The 22,432-nt window shown below is 51.5% G+C and carries 21 protein-coding genes and 1 pseudogene; 3 read left to right on the forward strand and 19 right to left on the reverse strand.

The features are described from left to right. Nucleotides 1-13: 13 nt before the first annotated feature. From IPI86_RS15995 to IPI86_RS16085, 19 genes are all read right to left on the reverse strand, one after another. Nucleotides 14-235, reverse strand: a complete 222-nt coding sequence (locus IPI86_RS15995; protein ID WP_345299015.1) for a hypothetical protein — start codon at nucleotides 233-235, stop codon at nucleotides 14-16. 32 nt (nucleotides 236-267) lie between these two features. Next, nucleotides 268-1,047, reverse strand: coding sequence for a biotin--[acetyl-CoA-carboxylase] ligase (locus IPI86_RS16000; protein ID WP_345299016.1), 780 nt, complete (start codon nucleotides 1,045-1,047; stop codon nucleotides 268-270). 45 nt (nucleotides 1,048-1,092) lie between these two features. After that, nucleotides 1,093-2,268, reverse strand: a complete 1,176-nt coding sequence (locus tag IPI86_RS16005; RefSeq protein ID WP_345299017.1) for a LysM peptidoglycan-binding domain-containing M23 family metallopeptidase — start codon at nucleotides 2,266-2,268, stop codon at nucleotides 1,093-1,095. Between the two features lie 33 nt (nucleotides 2,269-2,301). Next, nucleotides 2,302-3,582, reverse strand: coding sequence for a transcription termination factor Rho (gene rho / locus IPI86_RS16010; RefSeq protein ID WP_345299018.1), 1,281 nt, complete (start codon nucleotides 3,580-3,582; stop codon nucleotides 2,302-2,304). Nucleotides 3,583-3,816: 234 nt separating this feature from the next. Continuing rightward, nucleotides 3,817-6,075 (reverse strand): thiol reductant ABC exporter subunit CydC, encoded by a 2,259-nt coding sequence (gene cydC / locus IPI86_RS16015; RefSeq protein ID WP_345299549.1) that lies wholly within the window; start codon nucleotides 6,073-6,075, stop codon nucleotides 3,817-3,819. Beyond that, on the reverse strand, nucleotides 5,993-7,336 hold the full coding sequence (gene cydD, locus IPI86_RS16020; RefSeq protein WP_345299019.1) for a thiol reductant ABC exporter subunit CydD: 1,344 nt from the start codon (nucleotides 7,334-7,336) through the stop codon (nucleotides 5,993-5,995). Before cydD ends, cydC begins: the two co-directional genes overlap by 83 nt. A 95-nt stretch (nucleotides 7,337-7,431) precedes the next feature. Continuing rightward, nucleotides 7,432-8,454: a cytochrome d ubiquinol oxidase subunit II gene (gene cydB / locus IPI86_RS16025; protein ID WP_345299020.1), complete on the reverse strand. Its 1,023-nt coding sequence runs from the start codon at nucleotides 8,452-8,454 to the stop codon at nucleotides 7,432-7,434. Between the two features lie 14 nt (nucleotides 8,455-8,468). Beyond that, on the reverse strand, nucleotides 8,469-9,863 hold the full coding sequence (locus IPI86_RS16030) for a cytochrome ubiquinol oxidase subunit I (RefSeq protein ID WP_345299021.1): 1,395 nt from the start codon (nucleotides 9,861-9,863) through the stop codon (nucleotides 8,469-8,471). Between the two features lie 268 nt (nucleotides 9,864-10,131). Beyond that, nucleotides 10,132-10,260, reverse strand: coding sequence for a hypothetical protein (locus tag IPI86_RS16035; protein WP_345299022.1), 129 nt, complete (start codon nucleotides 10,258-10,260; stop codon nucleotides 10,132-10,134). A gap of 10 nt (nucleotides 10,261-10,270) precedes the next feature. After that, the gene (locus tag IPI86_RS16040) at nucleotides 10,271-11,710 is read right to left on the reverse strand and encodes an FAD-dependent oxidoreductase (protein WP_345299023.1); all 1,440 of its coding nucleotides are present in this window, start codon (nucleotides 11,708-11,710) and stop codon (nucleotides 10,271-10,273) included. Between the two features lie 325 nt (nucleotides 11,711-12,035). Further along, nucleotides 12,036-12,461: a hypothetical protein gene (locus IPI86_RS16045; RefSeq protein WP_345299024.1), complete on the reverse strand. Its 426-nt coding sequence runs from the start codon at nucleotides 12,459-12,461 to the stop codon at nucleotides 12,036-12,038. Nucleotides 12,462-12,527: 66 nt separating this feature from the next. Then, nucleotides 12,528-13,742: a hydrogenase iron-sulfur subunit gene (locus tag IPI86_RS16050; RefSeq protein WP_345299550.1), complete on the reverse strand. Its 1,215-nt coding sequence runs from the start codon at nucleotides 13,740-13,742 to the stop codon at nucleotides 12,528-12,530. Next, nucleotides 13,624-14,865, reverse strand: a complete 1,242-nt coding sequence (locus IPI86_RS16055) for a cytochrome b N-terminal domain-containing protein (protein ID WP_345299025.1) — start codon at nucleotides 14,863-14,865, stop codon at nucleotides 13,624-13,626. Before IPI86_RS16055 ends, IPI86_RS16050 begins: the two co-directional genes overlap by 119 nt. 167 nt (nucleotides 14,866-15,032) lie before the next feature. Next, complete coding sequence (locus tag IPI86_RS16060) at nucleotides 15,033-16,682, reverse strand: b(o/a)3-type cytochrome-c oxidase subunit 1 (protein ID WP_345299026.1); 1,650 nt, start codon at nucleotides 16,680-16,682, stop codon at nucleotides 15,033-15,035. Between the two features lie 18 nt (nucleotides 16,683-16,700). Next, the gene (locus IPI86_RS16065) at nucleotides 16,701-17,201 is read right to left on the reverse strand and encodes a cytochrome c oxidase subunit II (RefSeq protein ID WP_345299027.1); all 501 of its coding nucleotides are present in this window, start codon (nucleotides 17,199-17,201) and stop codon (nucleotides 16,701-16,703) included. After that, nucleotides 17,198-17,335 carry a cytochrome c oxidase subunit 2A gene (locus tag IPI86_RS16070; RefSeq protein WP_345299028.1) on the reverse strand — a complete coding sequence of 46 codons (138 nt, stop codon included), beginning with the start codon at nucleotides 17,333-17,335 and terminating at the stop codon, nucleotides 17,198-17,200. The genes IPI86_RS16065 and IPI86_RS16070 overlap by 4 nt, the downstream gene beginning before the upstream one ends. Nucleotides 17,336-17,446: 111 nt before the next feature. Beyond that, complete coding sequence (locus tag IPI86_RS16075; protein WP_345299029.1) at nucleotides 17,447-18,034, reverse strand: SCO family protein; 588 nt, start codon at nucleotides 18,032-18,034, stop codon at nucleotides 17,447-17,449. A 12-nt stretch (nucleotides 18,035-18,046) separates the two neighbouring features. Next, nucleotides 18,047-18,721 carry an SCO family protein gene (locus tag IPI86_RS16080; RefSeq protein WP_345299030.1) on the reverse strand — a complete coding sequence of 225 codons (675 nt, stop codon included), beginning with the start codon at nucleotides 18,719-18,721 and terminating at the stop codon, nucleotides 18,047-18,049. Then, nucleotides 18,718-19,221, reverse strand: a complete 504-nt coding sequence (locus tag IPI86_RS16085; RefSeq protein ID WP_345299031.1) for an Rrf2 family transcriptional regulator — start codon at nucleotides 19,219-19,221, stop codon at nucleotides 18,718-18,720. The genes IPI86_RS16080 and IPI86_RS16085 overlap by 4 nt, the downstream gene beginning before the upstream one ends. A 242-nt stretch (nucleotides 19,222-19,463) precedes the next feature. Here IPI86_RS16085 and lgt point away from each other — a divergent pair, with 242 nt between their 5' ends. From lgt to IPI86_RS16100, 3 genes and pseudogenes are all read left to right on the forward strand, one after another. Continuing rightward, nucleotides 19,464-20,549: a prolipoprotein diacylglyceryl transferase gene (lgt, locus tag IPI86_RS16090; protein ID WP_345299032.1), complete on the forward strand. Its 1,086-nt coding sequence runs from the start codon at nucleotides 19,464-19,466 to the stop codon at nucleotides 20,547-20,549. A gap of 99 nt (nucleotides 20,550-20,648) precedes the next feature. Next, nucleotides 20,649-21,302 carry a hypothetical protein gene (locus IPI86_RS16095; RefSeq protein ID WP_345299033.1) on the forward strand — a complete coding sequence of 218 codons (654 nt, stop codon included), beginning with the start codon at nucleotides 20,649-20,651 and terminating at the stop codon, nucleotides 21,300-21,302. Between the two features lie 167 nt (nucleotides 21,303-21,469). Further along, nucleotides 21,470-22,382 (forward strand): annotated as a pseudogene (locus IPI86_RS16100) (bifunctional 5,10-methylenetetrahydrofolate dehydrogenase/5,10-methenyltetrahydrofolate cyclohydrolase). Nucleotides 22,383-22,432: the final 50 nt, after the last annotated feature.

The raw sequence follows: 22,432 nt of genomic DNA on the forward strand, positions 1-22,432 counted from the left end.
TATGTCAGGTATTTTAGAAGCCGATCTTGCCTGTTATAAATAAAGCCATGACACCGATCACACACACGGCGATCATGAACATGAAGGCAAGGATGAACCGCTGTTGGGCTGTCATGCCAAGAATGCGCCTTGAACGCGGCTTGGCATTGAAAGTCGGCGCTGGGCCTTCAATGGCACGGGGGGCTGGCGTTTCGTCGTAGCTGGCTGCGGCATCATCACGGAGATTATCAAACATGGTCACCTCTTCTTATAAGTATTAAAAGTATATCACGCGCTGGGTCTCAGGCTGACATCCCCAAAGCGAACAACAACGGAATTGCGATGCTTATCGAGCAGGCGCAGGCTGCCATCAAGTTCGAGGCCGAGCAACTCCCCCATCACAGGGATATCCGTCCCCGCAAAAGTTTGGACTTGCTGACCGCGAAAAGCAAGCTGGTCTTCCCACGCTTTGATGAATTCATCTCTGCCCATGCGTTCGCGCCAACGTACGAGTGAATCCAAAACGCCGAAGAGAATATCCTCGCGTTTGAGTTCACGTCCAAGTTCATGTTCGAGGCTGGTGGCAGGGAACTGCAACAGTTCACGGGGCGGAATGGACGCCCTGTGAACATTGATCCCCACACCGATGACGAGTGAATCGAGTTCATCACCAGACCAGACGGTCTCCACCAAAATCCCTGCAATCTTTTTGCCGTCGATCAAAATGTCATTCGGCCATTTGATGCGCGGATCGAGTCCAGTTTTGGAGCAGGATTCTGCAATTGAAAGCGCAGCCAGTCCAACGGTCCGCGAGAGATACGGGCGCATGGCCTCGGAGGAGTGCAGGATCAAACTAAAGGCAAGAGCACTGCCCTTCGGGGTGAACCATTTTCGGTTGAGTCTGCCGCGGCCCTGCGTTTGTTCATCTGCCACAACGAGCGAGAAATCCGCGGCTCCCTCTGCGGCCCAGGCCAGCGCCTCGTCATTGGTGGAACCGATGGAATCAAAATAGCGCAGTCCGCCGAATTTTAATTTGGAAAGTGATTTTTTGAGAGAGGTTTCGTTCATGTAATTTAAACCCTAAAGGTCTCAGAGACCTTTAGGGTTTTCATTTTATTGAACAATATCATACGGATTGACGTTCGTACCGCCAATACGAATCTCGAAATGCAAGTGTGCGCCGAATGAATTACCCGTGTTGCCCGAGTAGCCAATCACTGCGCCCTGCCCCACGAATTGACAAACACTGACAACATACGAGCTTAAGTGGGCATAGACCGTCACGTATCCATTGCCGTGGTCGATTTGCACCACATTGCCATAACCATAATTCCAACCACCCTGCGCCTGCGTCACAACACCGCCGCCTGCCGCATACACATTCGACCCCTCGGGTGCAGAAATATCAATGCCGAGATGGCTGGGGCCATAGGGATTACCAGAAAGGGTGTGGTCATCTGCGGGCCAGCCGAATCCAGTGGCAACAGGTCCGCCACCGCAGGCATTGGTTGCATTACCGCCGCCCGTGCCTGTGCCAACGCCCCTTCCCATGGTTTGCAGGTCGGCAGCCCAATTCCTCAGATCACGCGTCCCGCCGGGAATCATCACGGTGGTGCCAGGGTCTATCGTCGGGTCAGTCAAGTCGACATCATTTCCGGGGAACGTGATGATCTCTTCTGGATCCGCACTGAATTTTTCAGCAACAGATTCAAAGGTGTCGCCGTCCTGCCATTCGTAATACACCCCATCCACAGGCGGGATGGTCAACTCCATGCCAGGCTTCAGGTTGTGCGGGTTATCTTCCAATTGATTGTTTGCAAAAAGGATCGACTCAGATTTGAGCTTGAAAACATCCGCGATCGAAAGCATCGCATCGCCGCGCGAAACGCGATAAACAGTGGGTTCATAGCGCGGCCGCTCGGGGATATTCGTCTTCAACTGCAATTTGCGGATGATGGACAAAACCCCGCTTCCACCCGACCCGAGAACTGGCAGCCCACCCTGAGGTTGACCAGCGCCTGGATCGTTTGCCGGGGTCGGCTGTACCATGATCGGCGCAGCATTTGCCTGTGTGCTCTTGTAAAAGATCGTCGACCCAAGCAGGGAAACCACGATAACCAAAGTCACCGCCCAACTGAGGATCGTAAACCGATCGACTTTGCGTTTCTCAACCTGCCCACGCGGCTTGGTGGGAGGCTCATTCACCGCCGACACTTCCTTTGGCTTGCGTTTGAACTTTCCGCCAAGAGAGGTGAAGAAGGATTTAATTTTCTCTAAAAGGTTTTTCATTCTCTATATTGTAGTGCAAATTGACAGTTCGCGTTACGCGTCCTTTGTCAGATTCTCAAGAAATTCTATATTATTCTTTGCGCGTTCCATGCGGGTAATAATCGCTTCTGTAGCCACAGAAATGTCCATGCCTGCGCCTTGGGGCGGCGGAGAGATCATTTGAATGAACATACGGCGCATGAGCCAGACGCGCTGGAGCAGATCGGGTCCGAGGAGCAGGTCTTCGCGGCGTGTGGACGAGCGTTCGATGTCCACAGCGGGGAAAATACGGCGTTCCTGAAGCTTGCGGGAGAGAATCAATTCCATATTGCCTGTCCCCTTGAATTCTTCGTAAACCACATCATCGAGGCGGGAGCCGGTATCGACAAGACAGGTGGCAATGATCGTGAGTGAACCGCCGTCTTCCACGTTACGAGCCGCGCCAAAGAAACGCTTGGGCGGGTAAAGCGCCGAGGGATCCATACCACCGGAGAGGGTACGGCCTGATGGATTCACCACAAGGTTATACGCACGAGCCAGACGGGTGATCGAGTCCATGAGGATGACCACATGACGGCCAATTTCCACCAAACGCTTGGCGCGTTCGAGGGCCAGTTCCGCCGTGCGAACGTGGGCGGTGACGGGTTCGTCAAAGGTGGAGGCAACCACTTCCGCATCCACAGAGCGGTCCATATCGGTCACTTCTTCGGGACGTTCGCCGATCAGTGCGATAATAAGATGCACATCGGGATATTTGGTTGAGATCGAATTCGCAATTTGCTTTAAGATCGTGGTCTTACCCGCCTTGGGAGGTGAAACGATCAATCCGCGCTGGCCACGTCCAATAGGGGCGATCAGGTTAATGAGACGGGGCGCGAGTGTGTCATGTCCAATTTCGAGATCAAAACGTACTTCAGGAAAAATAGGGGTGAGATTTTCAAAAACGACCCTGCGAGAACTTCCAGCTTCAGGTTCCAACCCATTAATCGATTCAACTTTGAGCAGACCAAAATGACGTTCGCTTTCACGCGGCGGGCGTACCTGCCCGATGACCAGATCCCCTGCACGCAAGTCGTACTTTCTCAATTGCGCCTGCGAGACGTAAACATCCTGGTCGCTGATGCGGTAATTGGTCGCCCGCAAAAAGCCGATGCCCTCACTCATTATTTCGAGAATACCGCCTCGCAGCTCGATGCCCTCCTTTTGCGCCTCCGCCTCGCGAATCATCATCGCAAGGGATTCCTTCTTCATGCGGTTATAACCGGGGATATTGAGGGTTTTTGCCATACCGCGCAGTTTTGATAGCGGCTCGTTCTCTAGTTCAAGTATTTTCATGTTGTGATCTCTTATGGGAATATGGAATGGGAATGTGAAAAGGACCAGATCCCTCTATATGGGCTGGCAAATTTCCTCAGGAAATTTTTGGAGAGTTTGGGGTTTTGGTCAAGGTTATCGTTACAATTTCCAGGCACAATTAATTTGTGACTGTTTCTGACAAATATCAATTGTCAAGTATCAGGGGAGATGGCAGGATTATAGCACTTACACCAAAGTGATGCAAGCATTCAATTATGATGTTTTCTCTTCGAGAATACGATTTTGTAAATCCAATAGACGGCGATACAAACCGTCGCTATTTTTTAATTCAGCATGTGTGCCGCGTTCCACGATCTGGCCGTGGTTCATCACGATGATCTCATCCATGTTTTCGAGACCAACCAAACGATGAGTGATGAGCAATGATGTTTTTCGCTTCATCACATTGAACAATGTTTCGAGCACCTGCTGTTCGGTGAGCGGGTCAAGGTTGGCGGTCGGTTCATCCAGAATCAAAATTGGCGCATCCTTGATGAGTACGCGCGCAATCGCCAGCCGCTGGCGTTCGCCGCCTGAAAGACGCAATCCCTGTTCGCCGATCATCGTGTCGTATCCCTTTGGCAGGCTCAAAATAAAATCGTGGATCTGTGCAGATTTACACGCCGCTTCAACTTCTTCTTTTGTGACTTTTCTACGGGCGAAGCGCAGATTTTCAAAAATGGATGTATTGAAGAAATAGGTGTTTTGGGAGACGAGACCGATTCTTTCCCGTACCTGATCCTGATTCTGCTCTTTGAGAGATTCTCCGCTGAGAGTTATTTCTCCCGAACTGTAATCCCAGAAGCGCAGTAAAAGATTGGCAAGAGTAGATTTGCCCGCACCGCTTGGCCCGACGATGGCGAGGGAGGTCGAAGGTTGAAGGTCGTTAACCAGTAACGAGTGATCAGTAACGAGTTGTTCTTTCTTGTCCCTTGTTCCTTGTCCCTTGTCACTAACCGCAGGCTCCGTATCCACCACTTCAAACAAACGCCGTGCCGCTTCACGAGAGGAGTTCCACATTTGGGCGGCGAGGGGCAGCGGGGTGACGGCTTCAAAGGAGGCGAAGGTGAGCAATGTCAGCGAGGCGAGCATGGGGCCAGCGAGGTTGCCATTTGTCACTTGTGGAATGCACAGGAAGAGGACTGTCCACATGCCGAGGTTGGTGAGCAGGGTGGATAAGCCCGCGTGGATGCCTGTCACGCGTGCCATGCGGCGTTGGGCATTGCCGTAGTCGAGTCCGTTGGATGCGATTTGTTTCAGGCGTTCGTCTGCGTGGCCGTAGGCGAGCAGATCGGCCATGCCTTGGATTCCGTCCACGAGGCGGGTGTGTAAATCTCCGCGCAGGGTGATCGTCTGTTCGGCGGATTTGCGGCTGGTGATCTGAGCGATGGCAGGAAGGACAATGCCGAGGCTGAGAAAAAATATCAGGAAAACAGGAGCAAGTATCGGGTAGAAAGATGCGAGAAATATCGAAGTGAAAATGCCGACGATGGCAGCGGTCAATGGGGGAGAGACAACTCGAACGTAGAAATTTTCCAGAGTTTCCACATCGCCAATGATGCGGGCGAGTAAATCACCTGCGCGGAATTCCATCAGGCGGGCGGGGGCGAGGGGTTCGAGTTTTTCGTAGAACCAGACGCGCAGGCGCGAGAGCAGGCGGAAGGTGACGTCGTGCGAGACGAGGCGTTCGAGGTAGCGGAAGATGCCGCGCGTGATGCCGAAGAGCCGCGTGCCAACGACGGAGACGCCGAGGTCCGCGACGGAGGTTGCGATGGCGGCGGTGGAGATGAGCCATGCGGATGTGCCCATGAGCGCGATGCTGGAGCCGATGGTGATGGAGCCGATGAGCACGGAGAGCGCGACGCGATGCCAGTTGCCTTTGAGGAAGGTGAGGAGGCGGGGGAGGATTGGTAATTGGTGATTGGTAATTGGAGATTGGTGATTGGTTGAAGGTTGAAGGTTGAAGGTTGTTGGAGCTGGTTCTGAGGTTGAAAGGTTTTCAACTTGTAACTTGGAACTTGTAACTTGGAACTCATATGTTTTCACCATGCTCGCATACATGCCATTGTTCGCAAGCAGTTCGCTGTGCGTGCCTTGTTCGATGATGCGGCCTTCGTCGAGGACGATGATCTGGTCGGATTGGAAGATGGTGTTGAGGCGATGCGCGATGGTGAGGACGGTGCGGCCTTGCATTAATTTGCGCGTGGATTCTTCGAGCAGGGATTCGGTTTCAGGGTCGAGGCTGGAGGTGGGTTCGTCGAGGATGAGGATGGGGGCGTCTTTGAGGAAGGCGCGCGCGAGGGCCACGCGTTGGGCTTGTCCGCTGGAGAGACGGGCGCCGCTTTCACCGACGATGGTTTCATATTTTTCTGGAAGCGAGTCGATAAATTCATGCAGGTGCGCGGCTTGCGCGGCGATGATAATTTCTTCGTGAGTTGCGTCCGCTTTGCCGATGCGGATGTTGGCGGCGATGGTGTCGTGGAAGAGGTGCGGGCGTTGGGGAACCCAGGAAATGGAAGGATGAATGATGAAGGGTGAAGGATGAATTGGGGAGAGTGCCTTGTGTGGGTTGGATGAAGCCGAGGAGGAGTTGAACGAGGGTGGATTTGCCTGCGCCTGTTTTGCCGACGAGGGCGATGTGTTGGCCCTGTTTGATTGTGAGGTTGATATTTTCGAGTGCGGGAGTTGTTTCGTTGGGGTAGGTGAAGGAGATGCCTTCGAGTCGAAGGTCAAAGGTCGAAGGTCGGGCAAGTTCTGACTTTTGACTTTCGACTTTTGACTCTGGTATTTCTGTATCCAAAATTTCATAAATCCGCTTTGCTGCGGTGGTGCCAGACATGCCTGCATGGAATCTTGCACCAAGGGCGCGCAGGGGCATGTAGAATTCGGGGGCGAGGACGAGGAGGAAGAGCGCGGGTTGGAAGTCCATTTTGCCGTAGAGCAGGCGGAAGCCAATTTCCACGGCGATGACGGCGGTGCTGAGGGTGGCGAGTAATTCGAGGGCGAGCGCGGAGATGAATGTGATGCGCAACACGCTCATCGTGGTGTCACGGAATTTTTCACTGACTTGTGCAATGGTTTGAGTCTGCGCTTTGGATTGGCCGAAGAGTTTGAGGGTGGTCAGTCCTTGCAGGCTGTCGAGGAAATGGGCGCTCAAGAGGCGCAGGGTTTCATATTGTCGTTTGGTAACGGCTTCAGCACCTTTGCCGATGATGATCATGAAGAATGGAATCAGCGGGGCGGTGATTAGAAAAATAATGCCTGAAAGCAGGTCAATTGGAAAAACGAAGAAAAGAATGGAAAGCGGGACAAGTGTGGTGATAACAAGTTGGGGAAGATATTGGCTGAAATATGCATCCAGCGCTTCGATGCCTTCCACGGCGGCGGCTGTCAGCTCGCCTGTGCGTTGTCCACGGGCGTAGGCGGGGCCAAGTTTGAGGATGTGCGCGAAGAGACGATTGCGCAAGTCCGTTTTGATTTTGACAGCGACGGCGTTTGCGGCGACTTCATTGAGCCAGCTTAGGAGGGAACGTCCGCTGATGGCGAGGAGAATGAAGAGCAGCGGACGCATCACCTGCGCGAGTGCCTGCTTCTCAAGGAAAACAGCATTTATCACGCTGCTAAGGAGCCACGCCTGCCAGATCGTAAGCAGACCAGCTAACAGTCCAGAAAGAATCGTTAATGTCAGGGCGAGGCGGGTGTCGCGGGTGAGAGTCAGAAGTCTGCGGTGCATGGTGGGGAGGTAGGTGCGAGGTGTCAGGTTAAAAAGTTGGAAGGTTGGCGAGGAGTATACCCCGCCAACCTTCCTGTTTTCAAATTACGCTTGGATTAATAAACCAGGGTCTTTTTGTCTGTGCTGATGCGTTTGCGGAACATGTAGTAGGTCCAGCCTTGGTAGGCGAGGACTATGGGGACGAAGATTAACGCAACGATGGACATCACGGTGAGTGTGTATTGCGATGAAGAGGCGTTGTAGATGGTGAGCGAGTAAGCAGGGTTGGTGGTGGAGAGCATCACGTTGGGGAAGGTCATCGAGAAGAAGGTGACCTGTGTTAGCACGATATTAAGTGCAACCATGATGAATGCCCAGCCTTCCATCTTTTGGTTGATGAAGTAGCCAGCAACGAGAAGCACGGCTACGGCTGCGATCGGGATGATTCCAGGGTTGACCACACCGCGCGCCCAGAAGCCAGCGACATAGGTGAAGACACCAAGTGCTACATACAAAACGCTTGCACCGATCCACAATTTTTTGGCAAAGGCATTGACGCGTTCGCGTAGTTCGCCTTCGAGCTTGAGGCCGAGGAAGTTTGCGCCGTGAAGCAGGAAGATCGCAACGGTAGTGAGTCCGCCAAGCAAGCCGTAGGGATTGAGAAGGGTGAATAGGTTGCCAGTGAACATCTTATTCCCGTCAATCGGTACGCCGCGTGCGAGGTTTGCAAATGCAGCGCCAAGCAGAAGAGCCGCAAGGAAGGAACCGATGGCGATCATCCAGTCAAAGCGATTGCGCCAGGCGGGGGCAGAGTCTTTTGAACGATATTCAAAAGAGACGCCGCGGATGATGAGGCCGATCAGCAAAAGGAAGAGGGCGAGATAGAAGCCGCTGAACATGGTGGCATACCAATGCGGGAAAGCCGCGAAGGTAGCGCCGCCTGCGGTGAGCAGCCAGACTTCATTTCCATCCCAAACAGAGCCGATGGAATTGATGATGGCACGGCGTTCCTCGTCTTTTTTGCCGAGGAAGGGCAGGAGCATTCCCACACCGAAGTCGAAGCCTTCGAGGAAGAAGAAGCCGATCCATAATACGGCAATGAGAATGAACCAAAGGATTTGTAAGAATTCGTATGACATGTTTTCCTCTGTTATTAATCTTGCGAGCCAACGCGTGCAGGAGCCACGTCAACTGATTCGTGCATGGCAGCGTCTGGACCAGCAATAGCATATTTCTTCATCAGGTAGACCATGGAGACGGCCAGTGAGCCATAGACAACGGTGTAACCGATGAGCGAGATGAGCAGGTCAACTGTGGTGAGATTGGGTGAGACCGCATCTTCCACTTTGAGCAGGCCGTAGACGATCCAGGGTTGGCGTCCCATTTCGGTCAGGATCCAGCCGCTGGCATTGGCGAGGTAGGGGAGAATGAGCACCCAGGGAACCCACTTCATCCATTTGGCTTTGGTAATGTCGCCGCGCATGTTTGCCCAGACGAAGTATGCTGTGATGAGGATCATCAAGACACCAAAGGCCATCATGATACGGAATGTCCAGTAGGTGACGATCATCAATGGGATGTAATCGCCGGGACCATATTGTTGTTCGTAGGTTGCTTGTAATTCGTTTACACCTTTGACTTCGCATGTGAAATTGTTACAAGCAAGGAAACTCATTGCGGCGGGAATGCGAATTGACCAGATTTCCTTTTTGCCGCTTAAGTCACCGATGGTGAGCAGGGAGAAGGAAGCGGGTTGCTCGGTTTCCCAGATGGCTTCGAGGGCAGCCAGTTTCATGGGCTGCACTTCAGCCATGTACTGTCCCATGGTGTGACCACCGAGGAAGATCAATACGCCAGCAATGAGTCCGCTGACGGCTGCGATGTTGAACGAGCGTTTGAAGAAATCCAGATTTTGTTTGCGGACGATGTGATACGCGCTGACCGCGATGATCAGGAATGCAGCCATTGCCACGCCATCGGAAATGGTGTGCCAGAAGAAGATCCAGCCTTTGGGATTGCCGATGAGGGCAAAGAAGTTGACGAGTTCAAGGCGTCCATTGGCTTCGTTGTAAACAAAGGAATTCGCGGGTGGGGCTTGCATGAAGCCGTTCGCGAGCAAAATCCACAACGCAGAGAGGTTGGAGCCGATGGCAGCCAGCCAGATGGAAGCTAGGTGAACCTTCTCTGATACTTTGCCTTCGCCGAAGATCCAGATTCCGAGGAAGGTTGATTCCATGAAGAAGGCCATGAGAGCTTCCACTGCGAGGGGAGCACCGAAGATGTCACCAACATAGCGGGAGTATTCAGACCAGTTCATACCGAACTGAAATTCCTGCACGATACCTGTGACAACACCAATGGCAAAGTTTATCAGGAATAGCTTTCCCCAAAACTTTGCCATCTTGCGCCAGGTCTCATCTTTGGTCTGGTAATAGCGGGTCTGGAAAAATGCCACATACCAGCCCAAACCAAGGGTGAGGGGAACGAACAACCAGTGATAGATGGTTGTGAGGCCAAATTGCCATCTTGAGAGTGTGATTGGATCCATATTTTCTCCAAAAAAATTAATCGGCAAACTTTATCCAAATTAGACCAAACATTGACTAAAGTGGTAAACGATTACCGCTATTGTAAGCATTACGCGAATAATTGCAATGTGTAAATTGTCACAAAAGGATCGGTACTAATGTAATATATAAATCTTTTTTTGTAAATTATTTATTACACATAGAATTATGCTTGTTCCCCACTTAAATCAAAGAGCTTCGGATGTGTAAATATCCGAAGCTCTTTGATAATTGATCGCTGTAGGTTTGTTATGAGCGTTTGCTTTGATACACCGCTGCTAAAATCTTCAGGTTCAGTACAACGAAACGCCAGAGCTGATAGAGTTTGAAGTTCATCCAGAATTTTTCGGCTTTTGAGAATTCCTGTGAGTTTTGCATGTTGTTTCTCCTATTCGGGGATGATGGTCCAGCCGGGTAGGGCTTTGAATTTCCAGATGAAGGTGTGATGAAGCATGAACTTCATCCACGCACCGCTGACGCCCATTTCGAGATGAGAGGTGAACAGGTCACGGCCAAACTCATTTGGGTATTTCTTGCGGTCTGGCACCACGGGTTGCATCACAATGGTCACAGCGTTGCCATCCCAAAGTGAGTCGCCCATGCTGGCGATGCAGGCGGCAACCATTTCAGTCATTGGTTCGCTATGGGTCATTTCACCTTTTTCGATGAGGTCAGCGATATTAAGTGCAACCACACGTCCGATCACGCCGCTGACCATGCCTGTGCGGGGAGGAGCAGGTGCGATCAGCAGGCTGTTCTTGTTCGTGAACGGTTTGGAGATCGGCCCAGGAGGGGCAAAGGCGATACCCGCTGCAAAAACGTTCTTATAAGTGGGATTCTGATATCGGGCAGGCCAGGCTTCGGGTGTTTGAGCAAGCTCAGGGTAGGGAAGACCGTATTTTCCATCCACCAGCACAAAACCTGCGGGGTTGGTCAGTTTGGAAGTGATGTCGGTGCCATCTTTTGCGATGTATTTGAAAGGCTGACCTTTGAATTGAGGAATAAGCATCGAGAAATCGAAATCGGTTGTGCCTTCGTCACCTTCATAGTTCTGCCAGTGGATCTTGCCTTCCTCGATCTTGGTCACGCCCGATTGCACTTGATAGCGGATGCCATGATCGTTGAATACCGATGTCAAAAACTCCTGACTTTTCATGACATGGCCGTTGCGTTTGACCTGCACACCGTTGACTCCAAAATCTCCCATGGCAGGTTCATTCGAAAGCCAGAGAATATCAGCCTTATCACGCAGGCCTTTCTTGACAAGGTCCTTGTGAACATTGACGATGTATTCAAACGCCGCACCCTGACAGGTTGCGCCGGGATGCCCTGTGCCGATGACGATCTTGACCTTCTCGCCTTTCTGCATGCGGTCGCACAAAGCGAGATAAGCATCGCGCGCTTTGATGGCATGCGGCAGGGAACAGATGGAATGGGTAAAACCATTTTCGGGTCCGAGACCGGGCGTGCCTGCAAAATTAAGCAATGGACCGGGGGCAATCACAAGATAATCGTAATCGAGGCGCACTTCTTTGCTCGAGCCGACTTCCTCACCCAGCACGTATTGGTCGCCATCATCGGGGTGGATCTCCTTTGCAGCGGCATGTACAAATTTGACGTTCATCTTGTCGTACACGGGCTTGAGTTTGAAAATGGTATTCTCGGGTTTCATGTGCCCGACCCCCACCCACACCCATGACGGAACATAGCCAAACACGTCGCGGTTGCTGATGACCGTGATCTCGTGTTTTTTGCCGAGACGGCTCCCCAAATATAACGCCGCAGTATGCCCGGCGAACCCCGCCCCTATCACAACAACTTTTGCCATATTGACTCCTCCTGAGGAGATTAAAAAATCAGGACAAACAACGGTTTACACCGCCATTTGTCCTGTTGACGAATAAGCTGAAACTTGCACACGCAAGAAGACATATCCCATAATCTGGGAGGGAATGTCCATATGCCTGAAAAGCCTGCCAGCGAGCATGGTGAATTACTCCATTCATCTAATTTGATGTGGAATTTTCACGACGGTCATCAAACGATAAAGTGATGAATCGTCTCTCGATATTCGGATATCAGCTCATATTAAATTGATTTTATTCGCAGTCATTATCTAACAGACCGTAATATATATGGTCTGTGATTTTTATCTATTTCGGGTTTGGATATGCGGTTTCCGTGCCAGGTATATCCAGGCCATTAATGGTGCGTGTGCCGTAAAGCTGACCTTCAACTGTGATCGTATATTCTCCCGTGCCCGAGATATCCTGGTCGGTTCCAGCAAGGCTTTTCCAGGTGAAGGTTAATTTATTGCCTGCAAGGGTACCTGTCCCCTCTTGAATACCGCCCGAGATCAGCCACTGAAATTTGTATTCGTTGGGCTGTCCGCCTTCGGTAATGGTGAGCGTGCCGCCATATTCCTCACCGGTTGGGTCGAAGGCATTCACGGCGTATGAGCCGACGATATTGGGGACGTTGTCAGCAGGGGCATCTGCGCCAAGCGGAGCAGGTTTATTACGAGCACAGGCCGAAAGGCCGATAGCTAATAGGAAGATCAGAATGCTAATTCGTTTCATGGTTCCTCAGTGTTTTTATGACTGAAGACGAAGGAGCATATTTATTATATCTCCTTCGTCTCCAAACTAGTCTTCGTCCAATGTCATCAGGAAGGCGATGAGGTCGTCAATTTCCTCTACGGTGAGAAGCTGTCCAAAATTCTGGATCATTTGTCCTTCGGGGAAGCCAGGGACGATATATGCATTGGGCTTAATAATTGACTGGCGAAGGTATTCCTCCGCGGTCATGCCTGATATACGCTCGCCAGCACGGTCAGCAATACCATAGAAGGAAGGTCCAATGATGGTTTCGCCTTCTTCAAGTGAATGACAAATACGACAGCCTGCATTCACGCCTGCGGCAGTTTCATAATAGATCTGTTCACCCACAATGGGATCGGGAAGATGCATGTCTCTGAAATTGATGGTCAGTGCTTGTCGCGGCGCAAGCGGAATGGTCTTGTCGAACAGCACTTGTTCAACGCTTGCATCTGGCCGATCATACATTTTTATCGTGATGCGATGTTTGCCAACAGGCAGTTGAACCTGCTGAAAAATACGCACGCCCTGATTAATGCCATCATCCTGGTGTTCGTAGGTTTCATCGAGGACAAGCTCACCATCCACTTCCAGCGTGATACGTGTCGGATGGTCAAGATCAGTTTCGAGGTCGGCTTGAGTCGCAATATCGTGAATGGCATATCCGCTGTGATGGGTCATCTGGATCGCCAGTGTGGCTGAATCCGCGCTGAAAAATTGGGTCGGCCAATCACTCAGCCAAATCTGAAACGCGGTGACAACCGCCATGACACCCAGCAGGGGGATGATAAAACGCAGATGTGCTTTATTGGGCGTAAATGTAAAAGTATTCGGGTCAGACTTAACCTGAGTCTTGATCGCTTTACCAAAATCAGTGGGCGCCACCCAGGCAGTGTGCACGAGCGGAATAAAGTTGGGCTTGAGTTTGGGGAGCCGCTCGCCCATCATACGATCATTCAACCAGGTGTTACCTTCACGGTTTGCGCAGTCTTCAGGCGGACAACCGATGAACTGCACATCGCTTGCACCGGCCTCGAGAGCTTGCGCCGCAAGATTGGGATTCGCCATGGCAATACAGGTAAGTGGGACGACGTAGGTATTCGGGTCTCCGAAGTGTTTTCCAGCGCCATGCAAGGCATGCCGTTCACAGGTAAAAACGACCTTGACATTTTTCTTTTCGGCAACTTCGCTCGAGCGTTGTTTTCCACAGCGGGTTGAGCGGAATATCGCCAAAGGCCAGCGCGTTATCGGGGCAGCTGCCAATACACACGCCGCAAGAAACGCAAAGATTGGGGTCAATATCCGCCTGGAATTTAGGACGTGCACCATCGGTGCGCGGAATCATTTTAATGGCAAGGTAGGGGCAGTCACGTTCGCAAAGGGTACAGCCGTCGCAGTTAGCCAAGTCCACTTTGACAGGTTCGAGTTTTTTTGCACGGGGCATGATCCACGGCAGGGCCGTGACCAGACCAATGATGAAAAGCAGCGCGCTCCAGAAAAGCGCCTGTGGTCCGCGCAGGAAGGTGGGAAGATAAAATAAATAGAATAAGTCAATCGGTGCCTGCTCAGGGAGTTGTGTGGCAGCGAGCGGCGGCAGCATACCAAGTGGAAAGAGTGCTGCGGAAAGCAGGAGCACGAAAACGGAAATCGCCATCCAGTATTTGGGTGGCAGCCATTTTGCGCGGCTCATGCGTTTGAGATGCAGCCAGAGGAAGAAAGCGGTCAACGCAGAGAGGCCGAGATGCAGCACAATCACGATCATCATGAAGATCCAGCCGGTGCCGGCGGCTTCGCCAGTGATGAAATCCACGATGAAAGTTTGTCCACCTTTGGAATTGCCAAGAATGCTAAATAAACTTTGATTCAATATCTGCGCGCGTTCATCCCAGATCAGCCAGTAGCCTGTGATACCGATCGCCCAAACCACCACCGCCATGCCGACACCCGTGACCCAGGCCAGCCAGCGCGGCCCTCGGAAGCGATCCTGAAAAAAAGTGCGCCATCCGTGCAGGAGAGCAAAAATCACCGCTGCATCGGAAGCGTAGCGGTGCATGGCGCGGATGATGCGCCCGATGAAGTTGGCTTCGATCTTGGATACAGCCAGATATGAGAAGGTGAATCCAAACGGGTAGAACATCGTCAGGTAGATGCCCGTGAGCAGGATGACTACCAGGAGGAAGATCGTGATCGTACCAGTGTGATAAAGCGGATTAAACCGCGGATCATTAATGAGCCAATTGACGGGAGCTTCAAGGCGCAGGGAAATGTTTTCGAAGAAATTGAGCAGGCGTCGGCTTGGAGAATTGAGTCGAGTCTTCCAATCCACGCTGGGGTTGCGCTCGGAGAGCGAATCGATGAGTTGCTTTTTTGTCGGAGATGATGTCATGTGCCTGGCTGTTGGTTACAAATGCTGCGCTAAATAATTTGCGGCATCCTGTAATTTCGCGTGAAGGATAATGAATAAAAATAAATTCAAGTAATAAAGTTTGCGAAAAAAAGAAGAAGGTGACAGTCACCTCGCAAAGCGTGTGACTGTCACCTGTTTTTAGAAGATTACCAGACTCGGAAGCCGGGGGAGGTGAGAGCAATGTTCGAGATCATGTCCACAAGCTGCGGACCATACACGATCACGACCAAAGCCAATGTGCCATAGATCCACGGGGCCCAGCGGTCAAGCCAAACGGGGGTGAGAGCGGGGTCTTGCATGGATTCTGCAATAGGTACCTGTACTTCTTCAGCAACCTTTTCCTTGTTCAGGGCGGTCATGAGCATGACGGTGAGGTACAAAGCGCCGCTGACGAAGAGGATGGCACCACCGACACCGACCTGTAAGAGGCGGCTGTTCCATTCAGCAGGAACGTAGGGGGCCAAACCGAGCGGTACGCGGCGGGGAGCACCGAGCAAGCCCAACACATGCATGGAGTTGGAGAAGATGATCATGCCAACAAACCAAGTCCAAGCCTGCGCGACAGCCCATTTGGGATTCCAAAGTTTTCTACCGGTGAGGTAGGGCAGTAGCCAGTAGGAAATGCCCATAAAGCTGAGGGTCACGCCGGTCGCCACGGTGAGGTGGAAGTGTCCTGGGATAAAAGCGGTGTTGTGCAACACGAGGTTGACGTTATAGGAAGCATTCGCCAAGCCACCGATACCACCGAAGAAGAACAGGATGCCAGCGAGGAGCTGGGCAGCCACGGAGGGATCGCTCCAGTTCAATTTTCCGATCCAGGCGAGAGCGCCCTTACCACCTTGCTTGCGTCCCGCATGTTCGAGGGAGGCCACTACGGTGAAGGCGGTCATCATGGAGGGGAAGAACACACCAAAAGTAAGCATGGAATGGATGAACTTCCAGACGGGCGGAACGCCGGGGTCCACATACTGGTGATGGAAACCAAGCGGTGTGGAAAGCACGAGGAAGATCCAGAAGGAAAGACGGGCGAGTGAATCGCTGAACATCTTGCCATTTCCAGCCTGTTTGGGGAGCATGGCATACCAGGAGATGTAAGCCGGGAGGAGCCAGAAATAGACCAACGGGTGACCTGTGAACCAGAAATAGGTACGAGCCAGCTGCGGGTCTACATTTTCAATTAATCCCAGCGACCACGGCAGAAGCATGGTGAGGATTTCGGTGGCAACGCCAAGTGTACAAATCTGCCAGAGCAAAGCGGTGAGGATGCTTGCAAAAGCAATGAACGGAGTGCGTTCGTTGGGATTTTCCTTGCGCCAGCCGAGATAGGTCGCAAAGAGACCCCAGCCTTCCACCCAGCTACCGACCACAACGAGGGTCAGGCCTAAATAGAAAGCCCAATTCGCCTTGAGAGGAGGATAGAAAGTGAAGAGCACGGTGGCCTGATTGGCAAGGATCGGGATCGCAGCGGTTACAACGCCCACGACCATCACCCAGAAACCGACCTTGTTCAAGGTGGGATTTCGGAGAGCGCGCTTCAAACCAAAGGTCACGTTGAAGGTCAGGAAGCCCATGATGAAGAAGGTGGTCCAAACCAGGGCGTTCAAAACGCCGTGAACAGTAAGGCCTTGATAGTAAGACTTGATCAAAGGCTTGATGTAGGGATAGATATCCCAGCCTGCATGTTCAAAGGCTTGCAATGGGCCAAACAAACTGCCGACAGCAAGCGCAAGGATGGCCACCAAAAGGTGTGAGCCAATGAATTTCTTTTCGCCAGTGGATAATTGATATTGTTTCATGGTGTCTCTCTTTACAGCCTATGGCGTAACAATGATCGCGCCGTACATCACGCCGTGCCCGCTGCCGCAATATTCGGTACAAATGAAGTTATACGTGCCGGGCTTATCAAACTTGATGGTCAACTTGGAAACCTGACCAGGGACCACCTGGAAGTTGGCGTTTGTATCCTGGATCTTGAAACCGTGCTGTACATCCGATGAGGTCACATAGAAGGACACGCTGGAACCGGCGGGAATTGTCATTTCCTTGGGCAAATATTCCCAGCTGGGAATTGCACGCGCCAAAACGTAGGCATCGTATTTGCCGGGTTCGATCTCGCGCAAACCGGGATTCGACCATGGGCTATTGGGGTCGGTTGCCACGGTTCTCGGATCAACGCGCTGCTCGGGGGCGGGAACTTGAATTCCCATACCAAATGCAGCCACGCTGACGGCTGTCGCAAACAAAACGAGCAGGATGGCGCTGATAATCATCCAGTTGCGCTCATAGGGGTCGATGTGGATCTGGTTGGTGCTCATAATGTGCCTCCTCTGCCGACAAGGATCATATAGATCGTTGCCCAGATTGCGATGAGTGTGACTACAAAAATCGCCAATACTGCGATCGTGCCAGTCGGGCGAAACTCATCGTCTTCTTTATCTTTTTTCGCCATGTTCATTCTCCTCTTAAAAATGATGGATTAGAATATCTGCCGCTTCAAACGGCGCCGCAAACTGCGGAGGGGGAAAAGGGGCTTTTCTTACGCTGTTGCAGTTCCACCTCCCTATTGCCTGAGCATGTACTTCAAATCATCGGCGATCTCATCAGCAGTGACGCCGAACGGAAATACCAATTTCAAATAACCTTCACGGTCGATCACCATCAGAGTGGCGGTGTGATCGATGAGGTAGCTTGTCGCTTCGCTGCCTTCCTTCTTCTCATAAAAAATGCCATACAGCGAAGTGACGGTATCCACCTGCTCCTGCGTGCCGGTAATACCGATAAAAGTAGGGTTGAAATGCGCCACATATTGCTCCAGCTTCTCGGGGGTATCACGCTGGGGATCCAGTGAAACCATGATGAGCTGGATATCTTCTGCCTTGGCGCCTATTTGCTTCAAAGCCTGATTCACATTTCCAAGCGTAGCGGGGCAAATATCCGGGCAAAAGGTATATCCAAAATAGATCAACACCAGCTTGCCGCGAAAATCGCTCAATGAAACGTCGCCGTTTCCACCGGTCAAGGTGAAATCGTAAGAAGTCTCCGGCGATTGAATGACCGTTCCATGAAAGGTATGAGGGCGGAAAAAATAAATTCCAGTAGCTAATCCTAAAATGATGGCAAATGTGCCGAGCAAAATCTTTGTTTTCATGTTTTATATGATCTATGGAGCGTAGCAGAGAAATAAATGCGCAGCTTCGTAGGCCAGCTTGGTAGTTCCCTTACTGTTGCGGACTTCTTCCGCCAGCACACCGAGGTGGCGAAGGATGCGATCTGCATTGGAAACTTCAGTGGCGTAACGATATTCCGCACGGACGATGCCCCAGCCATCCACCAGCACAAAGGATGGGTCAAAGGCAAAACTGCCATCTTCCTTTTTTTCGTAGTAGGTTTCAAAGCCCGAGCCAATAATGGTCTTGAGCAATGTTTCGTTGGTTGTGGTCGCAAATTTCCACTGTTCGGTATTCGCATTGATGGACTGGGCGTATGCGTTCAACGCTTCAGGCGTATCCCGCTGCGGGTCCATGGAAATGGTGACGAAGGAGACCGAAATGCCATCCAATTCCACTTCACTCAAACGAGATTGGACTTCCTTCATAGTGTCGTTGATAGCGGTGCAGGCTTCGGGACAATTGGTGTATGCGAATGTGTAAAGTACGAACTGTCCGCGCAGGTCTTCGCTGGTGAGGCGGGCGCTATCCTGATCCACAAGGCTGAAGGCAGGGGAAAGCTGCATGCGCGGCAATACCTTGATCGGTTGGAATATCTTGAAGGCAAAGGCCGAGATAACGATAAAGCCCAGTACGCTGTAGAGACCATTAAGGAAGTACTTGTTCATGCAGGTATTTCTGTGGGGAATAAAATTTTAATTGGGGCAGAACCAGATTTCGGCGCGGGCGAAGCGTTTTTCGTCAAGTCGGCATCAAGGACGCGCCCTTCTTCCACTAACTGTTCAAAAGTCGTGCGCGACATTTCGTCGCGCAGCATGTTCTTGAGCCTCACCCACTGACAGTGAACAGGGCAGCGTAGTTCAAACGGACACTCACCGGGCTTGAGAATACAATCGGAAAGGTAGAGTTCGCCTTCGAAATGCTCCACAATCTGAAGCAGGGTGATCTGTTTGGGCGAATGTGCAAGGGTGATGCCGCCATCGCGCCCGGCCTGGGTAAGGATGAAACCACCGCTTGCCAATTCGGCGACGATACGTTGCAGAAGCGCAGGGGGAATGAGCATCTCACGCCCAACCTCAGACGTGGAAACTCGTTTACCCTCTTCCTTTTTAGAGAGAGCCAGTATTACTCGAACTGCATAATCGGTTTGGCGGTTGATGCGAAGCATATTTTTTCCAGTTTAATGTTGAGTGTATTAGTCAATGTTTAGGGCTATTGTAAGAATTTCTTCGATATTTTTGACCTGCCATTAATCACATCGGCGCATGACAAATATCCCATCTTTTGTGGCATTCCGTGCGATATTTATTACACCAAGTTTATCCGAATTACCCACTACGTGAGAGGAAAAACGTGCCAACTTTGGATGATATAATCTTTTTAAAATTAAATCGCGAGGTAATACAAGTAATGGACCCTGTAATTTTTCAATTCAAATTGTTCAATTGGGAGATCGTTCTCCGATGGTATGGCGTGTTGGTCATGTTCGGTGCGGTGGTGGGCGCCTGGCTGGCCGAAAGAGAGATCCGCAGACGCGGGCAGGATGGCGATGTGATCTGGGACGCCATGGTTTGGATTTTGCCCGCAGGCATTATTGGTGCGCGCTTATGGTATGTGCTCAACAGTATTCTGGGCGGCAGTACCTACTACCTAGATACCCCCGCTAAGATTTTCCAGGTTTGGGAGGGTGGTCTGCATTTCTTTGGCGGCCTGCTCCTCGGTGCCCTAGCCTTGTATATCTTCCTGAAACAAAACGGAATGGATTTCTGGCTTTTCCTCGATGCGATCGCTCCCGCCGTGTTCATTGGACAGGCGCTGGCACGCCCTGCGAATTTCATTAACCAGGAACTGTACGGCCAGCCGACAAAGCTGCCGTGGGGCATTTCGATCGATGCTTCTCATCGCCTCGCGCAATACGCAGACTTGAGTCAGTTCCCGGTTGAGACGACTCGTTTCCACCCGACCTTTGCCTACGAAATGATCTTGAACATTCTTCTTGCTTTGTTATTGATCTGGGTTGCCCGTCAATATGAAGAAAGAATGAAGCCCGGTGCAATCTTTGCAGGTTGGCTTGTCCTTGCAGGTCTCGCACGTGCATTCATAGAGTTCTTCCGCCCAGACCAGCCTCGCATTGGCGATTCCTTTGTCACTTACACCATGCTGGTTTCTGTATTGATGGCGATTGCGGGTGTGATCATGCTATTGGTACGCTTCGGCAGATTGCAACTGGCTTTTGCTGAAGGCTGGGAAGAGGAATATCAGATCAAGAAGTTCGAAGTCAAACCTACGCGCAGACGCCCATCTGCCCCTGTCCAACCCATCATTGAGGATGACGAAGATGATGAAGACATCCTTGAAGAAGATGAAGACGACGAGATGGAAGAGGCCCCTGCTCCAGTAAAGAAGAGAAAGACCGCTGCTCAAACCAAAACACCTGCAAAAGCAAAAAAGGCGACAGAGAAGAAGAGCACGGCAAAAACTAAAACCTCCAAATAAGAATCAAAACCGCCCGGACATTTAATCCGGGCGGTTTTTTATGCCGTTCATTCGTTATCCCTCTCCCATCGTAAATCTCAACATGATAAAATCACACGCATGAATCGTTTATTTACTTGTATTTCCCTGATCATTCTCTTTACTTCAGCTTGCACTGCCGCGGCACCCACTGCAGCCGTGCCGCTGGATCAAGCCGCACCATCTGGAAGCGTGCTCTTTCAAGACGATTTTGCAAATCCAGCCTCAGGCTGGAATCGTTTTTCAGCCACCGAAGGTGTGATGGATTACGATGGCGGCAGTTATCGAATGTTGGTCAATGCATTGGATACGAACTTCTGGTCCACGCCGCAAAAGAACTTTGCCGATGTCCGCCTTGAGGTGGATGCGGGCAAGTTGGGCGGACCCGATGAAAACCGTATCGGCTTGATCTGCCGTTCTTCAGGTGCGGACTATTATTTCTTCATCATCACCAGTGACGGCTATTATGGAGTCGGTCTGTTCTCAGGCGGGCAGGCCGTGTTGCTCGGTCAAAGTGAAATGCTGACGAGCGGCAACATCAACAAAGGGCTGGCGGTCAACCACCTGCGCGCCGATTGCACAGGCGATCAGCTCACTTTCTACGTCAACGGATTCCAGATCGCGGCCGTACAGGATGGCACATTGAAATCAGGTGACGTGGGCATGCTGGTGGGAACCTTCACCAACCCCGGTGTGGATGTGATTTTGGATAACTTTGTGGCTTTGAAGCCATAGAAACTTGCTAAACAGTTATGATTTCCCAGGCCTCAAGAAAATATGCTTTTGGGGTTTGGGAAATCGAGTCAGCTTCAAAATCGGGATAAGTGTCACTTTTTGAAAAGGGGGAGAAAATGTATAATACTCGTGCAATCTTTCACAGTAAATTTGCAAAGGAGCAAAAAATGACAGCTCAAATCATTGATGGGACCGCCATCGCGCAAAAGGTTCGTGACGAAGTTAAAGCAAAAGTCGCCGCAAGGATCGCGGCTGGGAAGTCACAGCCCGGGCTGGCCACTGTGCTGGTCGGTGACCGCGTTGACTCTGCCGCTTATGTAGGCATGAAGCAAAAAGCCTGTGCCGAATTGGGCATGACTTCATATCATCACCCCGTCCCTGCAGATATCTCACAAGAAGACCTGGAGAAACTGATCAAGGAATTGAACGCCGACCCGAAGGTCAACGGAATTTTGGTGCAACTTCCCCTGCCCTCTCACCTCGATGAAGAGCGTGTCCTACAACTCATCAGCATCGAAAAAGATGTAGATGGTTTCTCGCCGATTAATCTCGGCCGCCTTGCCCAAAAAGGGACGCGAGCCGCTTTTTGTTCCTTGCACACCATTTGGATGCATTTATCTGTTGAAGGAAGCGGGCGTGACCATCAAAGGTGCCAATGCGGTGGTGTTGGGCCGTTCGAACATCGTCGGCATGCCTGCGGCTTTGCTGCTTGTGAAGGAAGATGCCACAGTGACGGTCGTTCACTCACGCACGAAGGATATCCCCGCTGTATTGCGCCAGGCTGATATCGTCATCGCGGCGATCGGCCGCGCAGAAATGGTGCGCGGCGACTGGCTCAAACCCGGCGCAGCGGTCATCGATGTGGGCATCAACGGCATTCCGATGCTCAACCCCGATGGCACTCCCGTCATCAGCCAGAAGACCGGCAAACCGCGCCAGAAACTCGTCGGCGATGTGAATTACGAAGAAGCCAAAGAAGTGGCTGGCTTCATCACCCCAGTGCCAGGCGGCGTGGGTCCGATGACCATCGCGATGTTGATGAACAACACATTGCGTGCAGCGGAAATTCAACAGCCGTAGAACGAAAGATCAAAAAAAGAGAAAAGTATAAGTCCCGCCTCACAGCGGGA

The organism is Candidatus Villigracilis affinis (assembly GCF_016705895.1).
GTDB lineage: Bacteria > Chloroflexota > Anaerolineae > Anaerolineales > Villigracilaceae > Villigracilis > Villigracilis affinis.